General features: G+C 74.7%; 14 protein-coding genes. 3 read left to right on the top strand and 11 right to left on the bottom strand.

All coding sequences use genetic code 11. The features are described 5' to 3' along the window. Positions 1 to 22 precede the first annotated feature (22 nt). Positions 23 to 259: a hypothetical protein gene (locus tag ACI789_RS18880; protein ID WP_457010909.1), complete on the top strand. Its 237-nt coding sequence runs from the start codon at positions 23 to 25 to the stop codon at positions 257 to 259. Between the two features lie 19 nt (positions 260 to 278). Here the strand turns inward: ACI789_RS18880 and ACI789_RS18875 are convergent, their stop codons facing one another. From ACI789_RS18875 to ACI789_RS18865, 3 genes are read right to left on the bottom strand one after another with little or no spacing between them, the layout of a single operon-like run. Continuing rightward, positions 279 to 1,085, bottom strand: a complete 807-nt coding sequence (locus ACI789_RS18875; protein WP_457010908.1) for an MBL fold metallo-hydrolase — start codon at positions 1,083 to 1,085, stop codon at positions 279 to 281. Continuing rightward, positions 1,082 to 1,957 carry an alpha/beta hydrolase gene (locus ACI789_RS18870; protein WP_457010907.1) on the bottom strand — a complete coding sequence of 292 codons (876 nt, stop codon included), beginning with the start codon at positions 1,955 to 1,957 and terminating at the stop codon, positions 1,082 to 1,084. Before ACI789_RS18870 ends, ACI789_RS18875 begins: the two co-directional genes overlap by 4 nt. A 12-nt stretch (positions 1,958 to 1,969) precedes the next feature. Continuing rightward, positions 1,970 to 2,791, bottom strand: a complete 822-nt coding sequence (locus ACI789_RS18865) for an alpha/beta fold hydrolase (RefSeq protein WP_457010906.1) — start codon at positions 2,789 to 2,791, stop codon at positions 1,970 to 1,972. 207 nt (positions 2,792 to 2,998) lie between these two features. On the opposite strand from ACI789_RS18865, the gene ACI789_RS18860 reads away from it, so the two are divergent. Then, positions 2,999 to 3,949, top strand: coding sequence for a helix-turn-helix domain-containing protein (locus ACI789_RS18860; protein ID WP_457010905.1), 951 nt, complete (start codon positions 2,999 to 3,001; stop codon positions 3,947 to 3,949). Between the two features lie 6 nt (positions 3,950 to 3,955). Here the strand turns inward: ACI789_RS18860 and ACI789_RS18855 are convergent, their stop codons facing one another. Next, a complete protein-coding gene (locus ACI789_RS18855) occupies positions 3,956 to 6,625 on the bottom strand; it encodes a putative bifunctional diguanylate cyclase/phosphodiesterase (RefSeq protein ID WP_457010904.1) in 2,670 nt (889 codons plus the stop codon). A gap of 320 nt (positions 6,626 to 6,945) precedes the next feature. On the opposite strand from ACI789_RS18855, the gene ACI789_RS18850 reads away from it, so the two are divergent. Then, positions 6,946 to 8,448 carry a flavin-containing monooxygenase gene (locus tag ACI789_RS18850; RefSeq protein WP_457010903.1) on the top strand — a complete coding sequence of 501 codons (1,503 nt, stop codon included), beginning with the start codon at positions 6,946 to 6,948 and terminating at the stop codon, positions 8,446 to 8,448. A gap of 270 nt (positions 8,449 to 8,718) precedes the next feature. Here ACI789_RS18850 and ACI789_RS18845 read toward each other — a convergent pair whose 3' ends face one another. From ACI789_RS18845 to ACI789_RS18815, 7 genes are all read right to left on the bottom strand, one after another. Then, entirely contained in the window at positions 8,719 to 9,210 is a 492-nt protein-coding gene (locus ACI789_RS18845; protein ID WP_457010902.1) for a hypothetical protein, read from the bottom strand. Between the two features lie 841 nt (positions 9,211 to 10,051). After that, entirely contained in the window at positions 10,052 to 10,519 is a 468-nt protein-coding gene (locus ACI789_RS18840; RefSeq protein WP_457010901.1) for a hypothetical protein, read from the bottom strand. Then, positions 10,516 to 10,971: a TadE/TadG family type IV pilus assembly protein gene (locus tag ACI789_RS18835; protein WP_457010900.1), complete on the bottom strand. Its 456-nt coding sequence runs from the start codon at positions 10,969 to 10,971 to the stop codon at positions 10,516 to 10,518. Before ACI789_RS18835 ends, ACI789_RS18840 begins: the two co-directional genes overlap by 4 nt. 25 nt (positions 10,972 to 10,996) lie before the next feature. After that, on the bottom strand, positions 10,997 to 11,203 hold the full coding sequence (locus ACI789_RS18830; RefSeq protein ID WP_456920615.1) for a hypothetical protein: 207 nt from the start codon (positions 11,201 to 11,203) through the stop codon (positions 10,997 to 10,999). Positions 11,204 to 11,232: 29 nt separating this feature from the next. Further along, the gene (locus ACI789_RS18825; RefSeq protein ID WP_457010899.1) at positions 11,233 to 12,174 is read right to left on the bottom strand and encodes a type II secretion system F family protein; all 942 of its coding nucleotides are present in this window, start codon (positions 12,172 to 12,174) and stop codon (positions 11,233 to 11,235) included. Next, positions 12,171 to 13,043, bottom strand: coding sequence for a type II secretion system F family protein (locus ACI789_RS18820; RefSeq protein ID WP_457010898.1), 873 nt, complete (start codon positions 13,041 to 13,043; stop codon positions 12,171 to 12,173). The genes ACI789_RS18825 and ACI789_RS18820 overlap by 4 nt, the downstream gene beginning before the upstream one ends. Continuing rightward, the gene (locus ACI789_RS18815) at positions 13,031 to 14,278 is read right to left on the bottom strand and encodes a CpaF family protein (RefSeq protein WP_457010897.1); all 1,248 of its coding nucleotides are present in this window, start codon (positions 14,276 to 14,278) and stop codon (positions 13,031 to 13,033) included. Before ACI789_RS18815 ends, ACI789_RS18820 begins: the two co-directional genes overlap by 13 nt. Between the last annotated feature and the right edge of the window lie 140 nt (positions 14,279 to 14,418).

The raw sequence follows: 14,418 nt of genomic DNA, 5'->3' as shown, positions 1-14,418 counted from the left end.
CCGCGCGGGGTAGTCCCCGGCCATGAGCGACGAGACGACCGTCCGGGTCGACAGCGAGGAGTACGTCCTGCGGTCCGAGGGCAGCAGGCTGCGGGTGGGCCGCCGGGTCGCCGGCGAGGTCAGCTGGCTCGACGACGTCGACCCTGCCGTCCTGCCCCAGGACGCGCGGGCGGCACTGGAGCGCGGCGAGACGGGGGACGAGGCGCTGCGCACGGCGCTGCGCGGGATCGTGCAGGCCGAGGTGCAGCGCGGCGGCTGACCGGCGCGGCCACCCCGGCTCAGGCCGGCAGGTCCACCGGCCGCCCGCGGGGCAGCCAGCGGAAGCGCTCGCGCAGCTCCGGCGGCGCCGCGGCGAGCTGCCGCTCGACCGCCGCCCGCCCCTGCCGGAAGTGCGTCCAGCCCTCGTAGTGCACCGGGACGGCGGCGCGCGGGCGCAGCAGCCGGCACAGCTCCACCGCGTCGCGGGCGGTCATCGACCAGCGGACCGGCCCGGTCACCGGGAAGCGGACGCCGCCGAGGTGCAGCAGGGCGATCCCGACCGGGAGGCGCTCGCCCACGCGGCGGACGCCGTCGAACAGGACCGTGTCCCCCGAGATCCACAGCACGCCGTCGGCCTGCCCCTCCCACCGCAGGGCGAAGCCGGTCACCTCCCCGCTGATCGGCCGGCTGCCCGGCGGGCCGTGGCGGGCGGGGGTCGCGGTGACCTCGATCGGCGGGCGGCCGGGCGCCGCCAGAGTCGTCGTCCCCCACGGGGCCAGCCCGCGCGCCGAGCCGCCCAGCCGCCGGGCGCCGGAGGGCGTGGTCACGACGACGCCGGCCGACGGCAGGAGCGCGCGGCCGGCGTCGTCGAGGTTGTCGCCGTGGGTGTCGTGGCTGAGCAGGACGGCGTCCACCGGCCCCAGGTCCACGGCGTCGATCGCCGGCCCGCCGACCTTCCGGGAGGAACTGCCCCAGCCGAAGGCGTACCGGCGGCCCGGCGGGTCGAACGTCGGGTCGGTGAGCAGCCGCCAGCCGCCCACCTCGACCAGCACCGTCGGGCCACCGACGTGGGTGAGCCGGACGGTCCCCGCCGGGCGGGTGCTCACGGGGTGCCGGCGACCTCGGGGCGACCCGGCCGCGCGTGCTCCACGGCCCACTCGAGCACGGAGTCGGCGATCTCCTCCCAGCCGGGCTGGGAAGGCAGCAGGTGCGCGTAGCCGGCGTACTCCCGGATCTCGGTGACGGTGTGCGGGGACCGGTAGTGCTTGGCGTTCGACCGCTGCACGCTCGGCGGCATGATGTGGTCCTCGCCGCCGGAGACGAACAGCAGCGGCGCCCGGGCGTCGTTGGCGTAGTCGACCGCGGCGTCCTGGGGGCCCGGCATGAAGTTGGCCAGCACCGAGCTCCACAGGATCCGGCCGGACGCCGGGATCGCGTACCGCTCGTAGAGCCGGCGCGACTCCTCCTCGCTGAACGTGTTGGTGAACGCGTAGTGCCACTGCTCGTGGGTCAGCGGCACCGCGCGGTGCCGGTTGGCCGGGTTCTTGAACGCGACGAACGTCGAGCGCAGCTGCGACAGCGGCAGCACCCGCACCCCCTCGGTCGGGGCGGAGTTGAGCACGACGCCGACCGCACCGTGGCCGCGGTCGAGCAGCAGCTGCACCAGCGTGCCCCCGGCGGAGTGGCCGATGAGGATCGGCGGCCGGTCCAGCTCGCCGATCACCGACTCCAGGTGGGCGACGATCTCCGGGAGGGTCAGCTCGGCGATCGGCGTGGGGTCGGCGTTGAGCGCCTCCACCTCGACCTCGAAGCCCGGGTAGGCCGGGGTGAGCACCCGGTACCCGCGGGCCTCGTAGCGCGCCTTCCACTCCTCCCAGCTGCGCGGGGTCACCCAGAACCCGTGCACCAGGACGATGGTGTCGGGGGCGCCCTCGGCCGGGCGGCGCTCGGGGCGCGGGGTGGGGATCGCGTCGGTCACGTCGTCCTCCTGTCAGGCCCGCGCGAAGGCGAGCAGATCCGCGGTGAACTCCTGCTCGTGGGCGCCGGTCAGGCCGTGCGGCTGGCCCGGGTAGACCTTGAGCTCGGCGCTCTTGAGCAGCTCCGCCGTCTTCGGCGCGGAGTCGTGGAACGGCACGATCTGGTCGTCGTCGCCGTGCGCGACCAGCACCGGGACGTCGATGCGGGCCAGGTCCTGGGTGAAGTCGGTCTCGCTGAACTCGTGGATGCAGTCGTGGGCGCCCTTGAGGCCGGCCATCATGCTCATCCGCCAGAAGTCGTCGAGCTGGCCCTGGCTGACCTGGCTGCCGGGGCGGTTGGCGCCGTAGAACGGGATGGCCAGCTGCCGGTAGTACTCCGAGCGCCCGCCGAGGACGCCGGCGCGGATCTCGTCGAAGGCCTCCAGCGGCGTGCCCTCGGGGTTGGCGTCGGTCTGGAGCATCAGCGGGGGGATCGCCCCGAGCAGCACGGCCTTCGCGACCCGGCCGGTGCCGTGGCGGCCCAGGTACCGGGTCACCTCGCCGCCACCGGTGGAGTGCCCGACCAGGATCACGTCGCGCAGGTCGAGCAGCTCGAGGAGCGCGGCGAGGTCGTCGGCGTAGGTGTCCATGTCGTTGCCGGTCCACGGCTGGCCCGACCGGCCGTGCCCGCGGCGGTCGTGCGCCACGGCGCGGAAGCCGTGGGAGGCCATCGCGAACAGCTGGCCGTCCCAGGCGTCGGCGCACAGGGGCCAGCCGTGGCTGAACACCACCGGCTGCCCCGATCCCCAGTCCTTGAAGAAGATGTCCGTGCCGTCGGAGGTCGTGAAGGTGCTCATCGCGCAGCTCCCGTCGGATGGTCTCGGGCTCCTCCGCGCGGAGCCTGGCAGGACGCCGTCCGGGCTGCTGGCCCCTGGCTGCACACCTCCGGCCCCTGCGTGCACGCGACGGACGTGGTCCGGCGGCCCTTCTCCGCAGGGGCCCGGGCCTGCCAGACTCGGCGGGCGCTTCGTCGGCTCCGCGCGCGTGCGCCCGAAGGGGACCCGATGCTCCTGCTCGACACCGCCCGGTTGCCGCCGGAGGACCGGCCCGCCGCCTTCCGCGCCGCCTTCGGCCAGGCCTCGGTCCCCTGCCGGATCGAGCACCTGGGCCCGAGCCGGGAGCTGCGCACCCGCATGCACCTGTGGCAGTACGGCACCACGAACCTGTTCACCACCGACTCGACCGGGTTCTCGCTGGTGCGCACCGAGCGGCACGTCCGCATGGCGAGCACCCCCGTGGTGGCGCTGGCCGTGCAGTCCAGCGGGGTGGGCCGGTTCAGCCAGTTCGGCACCGACCGGCTGGTGCGCGCCGGTGAGCTGATGGTCAACGACCTCGCCGAGCCCTACACGTTCTCCTGGTCGGGTTCGGGCGGCTCGCGGGCCTTCCAGGTGTCGACCGAGCAGCTGGGGCTGCCCGTCGCCGTCGTCCGTGCGGCGGCTCCCCGGCTGCGCGCCAGCCCGCTGCACGACCTGGTGCGCGACCACCTCGTGCACCTGACCCGGGACGCCGACCGCATCGCCGCGGACCCCGGCGCGGCCACCGTGGGGACGGCGACGACCGAGCTGGTGCGCGCGCTGCTGCTGTCGGCGGCGGCCCCCGACCGGCCGATGCCGGCGGCGCCCGCCGAGACCACGGTGACCCGGGTGCTGGCCGACGTCCGCCGGCGGTTGACCGACCCCGGGCTCACCCCGGAGCGGATCGCCGCGGCGCACAACGTGTCGGTGCGGCAGCTGTACAAGGAGTTCGCCGAGGCGGGGCTGAGCCTGGAGCAGACGGTGATCGCCGAGCGGCTGGAGCTGGCGCGCTCGATGCTGGCGTCGCCGTCGGGACGGCGGCGGTCGATCGCGGCAACGGCCCGATCCTGTGGCTTCGCCGACCCCAGCCACTTCACCCGGCGGTTCCGGGCCGCGTTCGGGACGACCCCCCGGGAGTGGCAGCGGGCCACTCCCGGCTGAGGCCGGTCAGGTCCGCGGCAGCTCCGCGGCGCCGGTGCCGGAGCGCTGGCCGAGCAGCAGCAGCTCGGCGTCGGTGGCCTCCAGCGGGTGGGCGAACAGGTACCCCTGGCCGCGGGCGCACCGGCCGTCGAGCAGCATGGCCCGCTGCGCCTCCGACTCGATGCCCTCGGCGACGACCTCCAGGTCCAGGGCGCGGCCGAGGTCGACCAGGCCGCGGACGATCGGCGGCATCTCGGCGTCGCCGGTGATCGTGGCGACGAAGGACCGGTCGATCTTGAGCACGTCGACGGCGAACTGCTGCAGGTGACCCAGGGACGAGTAACCGGTGCCGAAGTCGTCGAGGGCGACCCGCACGCCCAGGGCCCGCAGCGCGGCGAGGGACGCGGCGGCGCGCTCGGGGTCGCCGACGAGTGCGGTCTCGGTGACCTCCAGGACCAGCGCCGACGCCGGCAGGCCGCTGGCGGTGAGCGCGCCGCGCACCTGGTCGAGCAGGTCCGGCGCGGTGAGCTGCACGGCCGAGACGTTCACCGACATGGTGGTGTCCGCGGCGGCGCGGTGCTCGCGGCGCCAGGCGGCGGCGGTCCGGCAGGCCTCGCGCAGCACCCAGCCACCGATCTCCCCGATGAGGCCGAGGTCCTCGGCGACCGGCACGAAGCGGGCCGGCGGGACGGCGCCCAGGGTGGGCGACTGCCAGCGCAGCAGCGCCTCGAAGCCGAGCACCCGCTGGTCGGCCAGGTCGACGACGGGCTGGTAGACCAGCCGGAACTGCTCGGCGGCGAGCGCCCCGGACAGCTCCTGCTCCAGCCGGCGGCGCTCCACGGCGGCCGTCCGCATGCCCGGGTCGAAGACGACGGAGCGCCCGCGCCCGGACACCTTGGCCGCGTACATGGCGATGTCGGCGTCGCGGACCAGCGACTCCCCCGTCGCGTCCTCGGTCGCGACGGCGATGCCGACGCTGCCGCTGATGGTGACCCGCTGCCCGGCCAGCTCCATCGGCCGGGCCAGGGCGGCGAGCACCCGGTCGGCCGTGACGCCGACCGGCGCCACGCCGTCGCCGGCGGCCTCGACCAGGACGGCGAACTCGTCACCACCGAGCCGGGCGACGGTGTCCCCGGCGCGGACCGTCGACCGCAGCCGGTCGGCCACCTCCCGCAGCAGCGCGTCGCCGGCCTGGTGGCCGAGGGTGTCGTTGACCGCCTTGAAGCCGTCGAGGTCGATGAAGACGACCGCCGCGGCGCCGTCCCCCCGGGCGCGGCGGTGCAGTGCCTGGCCGACCCGGTCGGCGAACAGCGCGCGGTTGGCCAGGCCGGTGAGGGCGTCGTGGAAGGCCTGGTGGGTCAGCGCCTCCTCGGCGCGCTTGCGGTCGGTGATGTCGGTCATGTGGACGACGACGCCGCCGACGTCGGGGTCGGTGCTGAGGTCGACGAGCCGGACGCCCAGCCAGCGCTCCTCGCCGCCGCGGCGGCACCGCAGCTCGGCCTCGACGACGGCGCCGTCCGCGGCCACCGCCTGCGCGAACACGCGACGGGCCTCGTCGCGGTCGACGCCGGACAGCCGCACGATGTCGCCGGCGGTCGGCACGGCGGGCGCGTCCGCGCCCAGCACGCTGCGCAGGGCGGCGGGGTCGCCGAGCAGCCGGCCGTCGGCGGAGACGACCGCGACGGCGTCCGAGGAGTGCCGGGCCAGGGCCGCGCTGTACCGCTGCTGGGAGCCGACGAGGGCGCGGGCGGCGGCCTCGGCGCGCAGCAGCCGGGCCACCCGCACGAACACCAGGAGGGTCAGCACCGAGGTGCCGCCGAAGACGGTCACCGGCGCGTTCGTGGCGCCCGTGACGTCGCGGAACACCTCGAGGCCGGCGGGCACCAGCAGGGCGCCGAGGCTGACCGCGAGCCGAGTCAGCGACGGGACGGCCTCGACCGGCTCGGCGGCGCCCTCCGGGCGGCCGCGGACACCGGCGGCGGCGGCCAGCAGCAGCGCGCCGAGCAACCACCCGGTGTCGAACCACACGCTGGCGACCTCGGGGTCGGCCATCAGCAGGAACCCCAGGTCGGAGGCGAGCCAGCAGGCGGCGCCGGCCGCGACCGCCAGTGGTGCGCGCTCCCCGCGGGACCGGGTGGTGACCAGCCGGAACACCAGGCCGATGAAGGCGGCGTCCAGCGCCGGGTAGAGCGCCCAGATGACGCGGGTCAGCACCGGGAGGGAGCTGTCGGTCACCGTGCCGGCGACCGACAGCTGCCAGACGAGCATGAGCACCGCGATGAAGACGCCGGCCCCGTCGAGCCAGCCGTCGAGCTGCTGCCCCCGGGAGCGGCCGCGGGTGTTCGCCATCCGCCACAGGCCGAGGGCGAGCGCGAGGTAGCCGGCGAGGTAGGCGACGTCGGCGACGGAGATGTCGGGCACCGACCCGGTCCAGCTGTAGAGGAACCACACCACGTCCCCGGCGGTGGTGAGGGTGACGCCGAGGGCGACGAGCACGGCGGCCGACCGCAACCCCTGCCGCAGCGCACCCCACCAGGCCGCCCCGGAGGCCATGGCCATGACGGCGAGGTAGACCGCATCGGCCGCACCGGTCCCGTAGACCGCGGGGTAGACCGCCAGGACGGCGACGACCAGCAGCAGGCCACCGGCGGACGACGGCCGGCGCCGGCCGTCCCGCTGGAGCACTCGTGCACGCACTCGGCACCGCCTCTTCCTCGTCGGGTGCCGAGGGCATCGACGCGACTGACGGCGCGCTGTACGGGCGGGCCGGGGTTCTCACCCCCCGGGGTGACCCACCCCACCGGGTCCGGACGGGTCCTCGTCCGCGGTCAGCAGCTGCTCCAGCGCCACGTCGTCGCGGCCCGGCCCTCCGGCCGGGCCGCGACGACGCTGGTCGGCCGCCAGTGTGGGGACGGGCACCGTGCGTGCTCACCCGCCCGACGGTTGTGACGCGCACCACAACTGTCGGGGCCCCGGTGGTAGAACCGCGCCGCGGACCGACCGAGGGGAGCCAGGGCATGACCATGACCGAGGAGTCGCAGACGACGGCCGCGGAGCGCGTGGAGCACGTCGACGTGCTCATCGTGGGCGCGGGGATCTCCGGCATCGGCGCCGGCTACCACCTGCTGACCCAGCGCCCGGGGACGAGCTTCGTCATCCTCGACGCCCTCGACGGCTCGGGCGGGACGTGGTGGACCCACCGCTTCCCCGGCGTCCGCTCCGACAGCGACCTGTTCACCTTCGGCTACCGGTTCAAGCCCTGGCGCGGCCCGTCGATCGCGACGTCGGAGGAGATCCTCGCCTACCTCGACGAGGTCGTCGCCGAGAACGGCCTGGACCGGCACATCCGCCACCGCCACGAGGTGACCGCGGCGACCTGGTCGACCGACGACCGCCGCTGGACCGTCGAGGTCACCCGCGGCGACACCGGCGAGCAGCTGCGCTTCACCACCGGCTTCCTGTGGATGTGCCACGGCTACTACAAGCACGGCGAGCCGCACCGCCCGCAGTGGCCGGGCATGGACCGGTTCCAGGGGACCGTCGTCCACCCCCAGCAGTGGCCCGCGGACCTCGACCACGCCGGCAAGCGGGTCGTGGTGATCGGCTCGGGCGCGACCGCGGCGACGGTGGTGCCGGCGATGGCGGAGACCGCCGCGCACGTGACGATGCTCCAGCGGTCGCCGACGTACTTCCTCGCCCGGCCGAAGACGCACGAGCTGGCGACGACGCTGCGGGCGCTGGACGTCCCCGAGGAGTGGACCCACGAGATCCTCCGGCGGCAGCACATCGCCGAGGTCAGCGAGCTGGCCCGGATGTCCTACGAGGCGCCCGACGAGCTGCGGGCGTTCCTCATCGAGTCGATGCGGCCGCTGCTGCCCGAGGGCTACGACATCGAGAAGCACTTCACCCCGACCTACCGGCCGTGGCAGCAGCGGATCGGCGTCCTGCCCGACGGCGACCTGTTCACCGCGATCCGCGAGGGCCGGGTCTCGGTGGTCACCGACACCATCGAGACGTTCACCGAGACCGGCATCCGGGTCTCCTCCGGCGAGGTGCTCGAGGCCGACATCGTGGTGTCGGCCACCGGCTTCGACCTCAGTGTCTTCGGCGGCATCGCGTTCACCGTGGACGGCGAGCCGGTCGACTTCTCCGGCACGGTGACCTACCGCGGGCTGATGTTCACCGGCGTCCCGAACCTGGCCTACGTCTTCGGCTACTTCCGGCACAGCTGGACGCTGCGGGCCGACCTGATCGCCGACTTCGTCTGCCGGCTGATGGCGCACATGGACGAGCAGGGGTCGACGATGGTCGTCCCGACGCTGCGGGACGACGAGGTCGACATGCCGCGCCGGCCGTGGGTCGACCCGGAGAACTTCAACCCCGGCTACCTGGCCCGCTCGATGCACCTGATGCCCACGCAGGGCGACCGCGAGCCGTGGGTGCACCTGCACGAGTACTACGAGGAGCGCGACATCCTCCCCGCCGCCGACCTCGACGACGGCGCGCTCGTCTACAAGTAGGGCCCGGTTGCTCCGCAGCCGCGCCGGCCGAGCCCTCCGTGCCCTCCAGGGCCGTCGTGGGGCGTCGTGGGGCCCATTGCCGGTGTTCCTCGTGCACTGCCGGTCCTAGAGGACCGGCAGTGCACGAGGACGACCCGCAGTGCAGTGGTCCGCCGCGGCGCCTGGACTCCGCCCTCCCATCGACACGCGGCCAGCGGCGCCGGCCCAGGAAGCGGGGCGGCCCGAACCGCGATGACCGCCCGCTTCCCGGCCTCGTCGCACACGCCGCCGTCAGGACTTGGCGATGGACCAGGGACCGTCCGCTTCGACCACGAGCACCAGCGTGCCGGTAGGGAGCAGCGTCTCTCCGGTGTAGGCGCCGATCTCGTTGACGAGCAGGTCGCGGTCGTCGCCGTACGCGAAGACCGCGAAGTTGGACTCGCCCTCGTGGGTGAACGTCACCGGCGTCAGTCCCGACGCAGCGCCCTCGACCCAGACGACTGCGGCGCCCTCCGCGGAGTAGGGGGCAGTGCCGTCCCACGTGGGGGCGGATGACAGGGGAGCTGAGGTGACGTGCCATGGCCCGTCCGCCTCGATCTTGAGGGCTGCGGCCTCCTCGCCCTCCAGGAAGTTCAGGGGGTGCGCGCCGGAGTACGACCCGATCTCGTTGACGAGGAGGTCGATGTCCTGGCCCTGCGAGTCGACCGACCACACGGCGAAGTTGGACCCGCCGGAGTGGCTGATCGTGAGGACGCGCGGATCGGTGGCCGTGAGGGTCACCACGGAAGCCCCTGCCCCGTCGTACTCCTCCGGAGCCGCCGGCGCAGGAGCCGGCGGAGGCGTGGGGGAAGGCGTCGGCGAAGGCGTCCGGGACCGGGACGTCGGTGACGGTGGCTGCGTGCTCCGGGTCGTGCTCCCCGCGGCGCTCGAGTCCGACGGTTCGGCCGTCGCGGATGCCTCGGGGGACGTCCTGTCGCTGTTCCCCACGGCGATGGCGCCGACGACCAACAGGACGGCGACGGCAGCTCCTACGAAGACCCACCAGCGCTTGTACCAGGGCGTCTGCGGCGTGCCAGGGACGCCTCCGAGCGGGCCACCGAAGGCGGGACCCGGTGCACCCTCGGTGACCCACAGCGGCCACCCCTGGGGGGCCGGACCCCACGCAGGGTCGGGTGCCCATCCTGGCGGCGGTGTCCATCCCTGCGGGGGTCGCGGCCAGTTGGGCGGCGGATTGAAGCGGGCAACGCCCCCCTGCGGACCGTGTGGGGGCTGGCCAGGCACTGGCCCGTGCCCCGGCTGAGCCGGCGGTTCCATTCGAGAGCCTCACAAGACGTGTGTCGTGGTCGACCACCAATACGTGACCGTTCCGGTTATCGGCAGCCGGCCCTCACTTCTTCAGGCCTGGTGTCCGGAGCACCGCACCGCCGGCCGCACGCCGTCAGTCGCCGCGGCCGAGGAGTCGAGCGCTACCGCCACCCCCGCCGAGCCCTCCGGGCCGTCGAAGCGCCGGCTGCCGGCGACGGTTGCCGACCTGTTGCGGGTGTTCCTCGCGGAGTGCCGGTCCTGCAGGACCGGCACAGAGCGAGAACGACCCTCGATGCGGTCCGCCGCGTGGCGCCCGGACTCAGGCGTCGACGTAGCGGTCCCGCTCGACGAGGAACTGCCCCGTCGCGGTGTTGGCGTCGACGAACTCCGGCAGCAGCGGGATCCGCACGGTCACCGTGACGCACACGGAGAACTCCTCCCCCGGCGCGAGCGTCGGCGTCCACCGGCCCGCCGTCTCGCACCCGGCACCGGCCGGCGCGTAGGCCACCCGGACGTCGGTGGCGTCGATCGACTGGTCGGCCACCGCCAGCCGCGCGGCCGCCTCCGCCCGGGCCGCACCGCTGACCGGGTCGGGCGCGGTGCCGATCGCCCGGCCGGCCTCGCGCGCCGCCGCGGTGGAGGCGAACACCCCGCGCTGCACCGCCGAGAACCCCGCGACGATGTAGACCAGGGGCACGAAGACCACGATCGCGATGAACACGAACTCGACGAGCGCCGAGCCCCGCTCCCCGTCGAGCTGCCCCAGCCGGGCCCGCAGCCACCTCACGCCGCGATCTCCTTGACCGCCCGCCCGGTGACCTCGACCGGCAGCAGGTTCCCCAGCCCGGCCAGCAGCGTCGGCACCGCACCCGAGCACCGGACGACGACCAGCGTCAGCCCGCTCGGGTCGGCCTCCTCGCCCGAGCTGCAGACCAGCCCCTCGGCGGTCTGCTCCGACGTCGCCCGCGCCACGATCGCCACCGTCCGGTCCCCACCGGACGACGACGGCACGTCGGCGTTGGCCGCGAACCGGGCCCCCTCCTGCGCGCTGGCCGTCACCACGTTCCGGGTGTGCACGTAGACCGCGACCTGCAGCACCGCCAGGAGCAGCACCACGACCAGCACCGAGACGAAGACGAACTCGACGACCGCGCCTCCCCGCTCCCGGTCGTCCGGTGAGGTGAGGGAACGACCCCGCCCCGAGCGGAGTGAGGAACGGGGAGGACGGGGTCCATCCACGGTGGGGGGCAGGAGGGTCCTTACGTCAGCCACCGCTCGTGACGGAGTCCAGCGCGTTGGTCACCGCCGCGACGATCGCCTCGCGGAACGGGATGAGGATGGCCAGCACCAGGGCCGCCGTCATCACGGTGATCATCACCCAGCCCGGCACGTCGCCCCGCTCGGGATCGTCCCCTCGCAACCGGTCGGCCAGTGCGGCCAACGCCGCGAGGACCCCCGTGAGACCCGGCATCGTTCGTCCTTCCTGTCGTGTCCGCGGGCTCATCGCGCCAGCGAGACGATGCTGATCAGCCCTGGGAACAGGGCGAAGAGAACGGTGACCGGCAGCACCAGGAAGACGACCGGGACCATCATCGCGATCTCCTTCCGGCCGCCGGCCTCCAGCAGCCGGCGCTTGCCGGCCTCGCGGACGTCGGCCGCCTGCGCACGGAGCACCTCGGCCAGCGGCGTGCCGCGCTCGATCGCGACCAGCAGGCCGTCGATGAACCGCGCCAGGGCATCGAGCGACGTGCGGTCGGCCACCTGCTGCAGCGCGTCGACCAGGGGCACCCCGGCACGGGCCCGGCCGAGCGCCGAGCCCAGCTCGCGGGCCAGCTCACCACCGGAGAGCCGGGTGACCCGCGCGATCGCCGCCGTGGGGCTCTCCCCCGCCGTCACGGCCAGCGCCAGCAGCTCGGCGACGACCGGGAACTCGGCCAGCAGCAGCTCCTCCCGGCGGCGCACCTGCTGGGTGAGCCACCAGTCACGGCCGAGCACCCCGCCGACCCCGCCGGCCAGGCACAGCAACGCCACCGAGAGCACGTTGACGCTGCCGGCCAGCAGCGAGCCGACCGCCGCGAGCAGCGCCGACCCCAGCAGCCCGAGGCCGCCCCACACCACCTGCTCGATGCGGAAGTCCTCGACCGTGACGTCGCCGCCGAGGGCGTCCAGGCGCCGGCGCACCGCCGTCCGGCCGCCGACCACCCGGTCGACGAGCCGGGCGCCGTCGGCGACCACCGGCCCGAAGACCCGGCGCGCGGCGGTGAGCAGGCCGGCCTCGGTCGCCGTGCCCAGCAGCCGGGACGGCGGAGGGGTGTCGTGCACGTAGGGCGCCAGCCGGTCGACCAGCCGGACCGACCGGAACGGCGGCGCGAAGGTCACCGCGAGGAGCACGCCGGCCGCCGCGGCCAGCCCGAGCAGCATCCCGGCGAGCGGTCCGCTCACTGGAGCACCCGCAGGTCCTGGGGCAGCCGGCCGATCCGCAGCATGAGCCGGTACGCGGCCAGGCAGACCGCGGCGCCACCGAGCAGCAGCGCGCTGCCGACCGGGGAGTCGTAGGCGTCCAGCGTCGTCGACTGGGTGGCGAGGAGCAGCAGCACCACCCACGGCGCGGCGACCGCCAGCCGCGCCGCCTGCACCACCCAGCCCTGCCGGGTCTCCAGCTCGGCACGGGCGCGGGCGTCCTCGCGGAGGAACGTGGCAAGGGTCCGCAGCACCCGGCCGAGGTCGCTGCCGCCGACCTCGCGGGCCACCCGCAGCGTCTCCACGATCCGGTCGCCGACCGGGTCGGCGAGGTCGTCCTTGAGCCGGTCCAGGCAGGTGCCGAAGCGGCCGCTGGAGCGGTAGTCGGTGGCGAACCGGGCGAACGGCGGGCGGAGCACCTCCGGTCCGCGGGTCGCCAGCGCGGCCAGCGCCTCGGGCAGCGACAGCCCGGCGCGGACTGCGGAGGCCAGGTTGTCCACGACCTCGGGCCAGACCTCGCGCAGGTCCGCGCGCCGCTTGACCGCCAGCCGCCGCACCTGGACGGCGGGCAGCGCGCACCCGAACGCACCGAAGACCAGGCTGACCGTCACCGTGCCGGTGGTCAGCAGCACGACCACGAACGCCAGCAGTCCCAGCCCGACCTGCAGCGCGACGAGCTGGGCGGCGTTGATGCCGGTCAGCCCGGCCGCGGCCAGCCGCTGCTGCGTGCGGGAGACCCCTCGCGCCCGGGTGCTCCGCCGCGGTGCCCGCGCGCCGCTGCGCCACACGAGCAGCAGACCGACCCCGAGCAGCAGACCCAGCAGCGCGCCGGTCAGGGTCACGAGGCCCACCGGGCGCCGTCCAGCAGCGCCGGGAGGTCGATGCCGCGCGCGGCGAACCGCTCGGCGTGCGGCGGGTAGCCGTCGGCCCGCACCAGCCGCCCGTCGCGCGTGGTGAAGACGTCGGCCAGTTCGATGACGCCGTCCTCGGCGCGGCCGGGCACCGCCACGATCTCGCGCACCCGCCGTCGACCGTCGGGGTCGGTGCCCACGTGCACGACCAGGTCGACGCTGGCGGCCACGGTCGGGACGACGAAGGCGTGCCCGATGTTCTCGCCGGCCAGCAGCGGCAGCGTGCACATCTTCACGACGGCCTCGCGGGCGCTGTTGGCGTGGAGGGTGCACATGCCGGGCAGGCCCGAGTTGAGCGCGATGAGCAGGTCGAGGCACTCCTCCTGCCGGACCTCGCCGACGACGATCCGGGAGGGCCGCATCCGCAGCGCCTCCTTCACCAGCCGGCGCAGCGGGATCTCCCCTGCTCCCTCGAGGTTCGGCTGGCGGGTCTGCATCGCCACGACGTCGGGCAGCGGCAGGCGCAGCTCGAAGACCTCCTCGCAGGTGATCACCCGCTCCCGTGCGGGGATCGCCGCGCACAGGCAGTTGAGCAGCGTCGTCTTCCCGGCCTGCGTGCCCCCGGCGACGAGGACGTTCAGCCCGGCGGCGACCGCGGCCTCGAGGAACCGCGCCGCCTGCACGGTCAGCGTCCCCAGCCCGACCAGCTCGTCGAGCGAGTGCGCCTGGAGCACGAACTTGCGGATGTTGACCGCCATGTGCCGGCGGGTGATGTCCGGGATGACCACGTGCAGCCGCGACCCGTCGGGCATCGTCGCGTCGACGAACGGGGTGGACATGTCGATCCGCCGTCCCGAGGTGCGCAGCATCCGCTCCACCAGGTCGCCCAGCTCTCCGGCGCCCAGGATCGTCGTCGTCAGCTCGCTGCGGCCGCGCCGGGCCACGAACACCCGCCCGGGCTCGTTGACCCAGATCTCCTCGACCTCCGGGTCGTCGAGGTAGCGCTGCAGCGGACCGAAGCCGGCCACCCGGTCCAGCACGTCGCGGACCACCGACTCCGGGTCGACGATCGGCGGCAGCGCCGAGGTCAGCGACCGCTCGGAGTAGTCCGCGACGACGTCGCGCACCAGCACCCGCACCGGCGCCGGGTCGACGAACGGGTCGAGCCCGCGACGGCGGATCAGCTCCCGCACCTCGCCGTCGACGACCTCCAGCGCACTGGTCGCAGTCGGCACGCCCACCCCCGTCGGCCTGTTCAGTTCCGGATCTCAGGACGACGGACTGTAGGAGAACGCCCCCGTCCGCGGGGCGCGGAACGGACGGTCTGTGGACGACGCCGCGGCAGTCCCACCCGCTCGGGTGTCACCCCTGGCCG

This window comes from Geodermatophilus sp. SYSU D00965, from assembly GCF_054050075.1.
The sequence above is the reverse complement of the archived record's forward strand: the minus strand, read 5'-3'. Positions and strand labels throughout refer to the sequence as shown.

Bases quoted from the DNA above. Each gene is read 5' to 3' on its own strand.
- ACI789_RS18850 (WP_457010903.1), top strand. From the start codon at position 6,946: ATGACCATGACCGAGGAGTCGCAGACGACGGCCGCGGAGCGCGTGGAG.
- ACI789_RS18880 (WP_457010909.1), top strand. From the start codon at position 23: ATGAGCGACGAGACGACCGTCCGGGTCGACAGCGAGGAGTACGTCCTG.
- ACI789_RS18865 (WP_457010906.1), bottom strand. From the start codon at position 2,791: ATGAGCACCTTCACGACCTCCGACGGCACGGACATCTTCTTCAAGGAC.
- ACI789_RS18830 (WP_456920615.1), bottom strand. From the start codon at position 11,203: ATGCCGGGTCTCACGGGGGTCCTCGCGGCGTTGGCCGCACTGGCCGAC.
- ACI789_RS18860 (WP_457010905.1), top strand. From the start codon at position 2,999: ATGCTCCTGCTCGACACCGCCCGGTTGCCGCCGGAGGACCGGCCCGCC.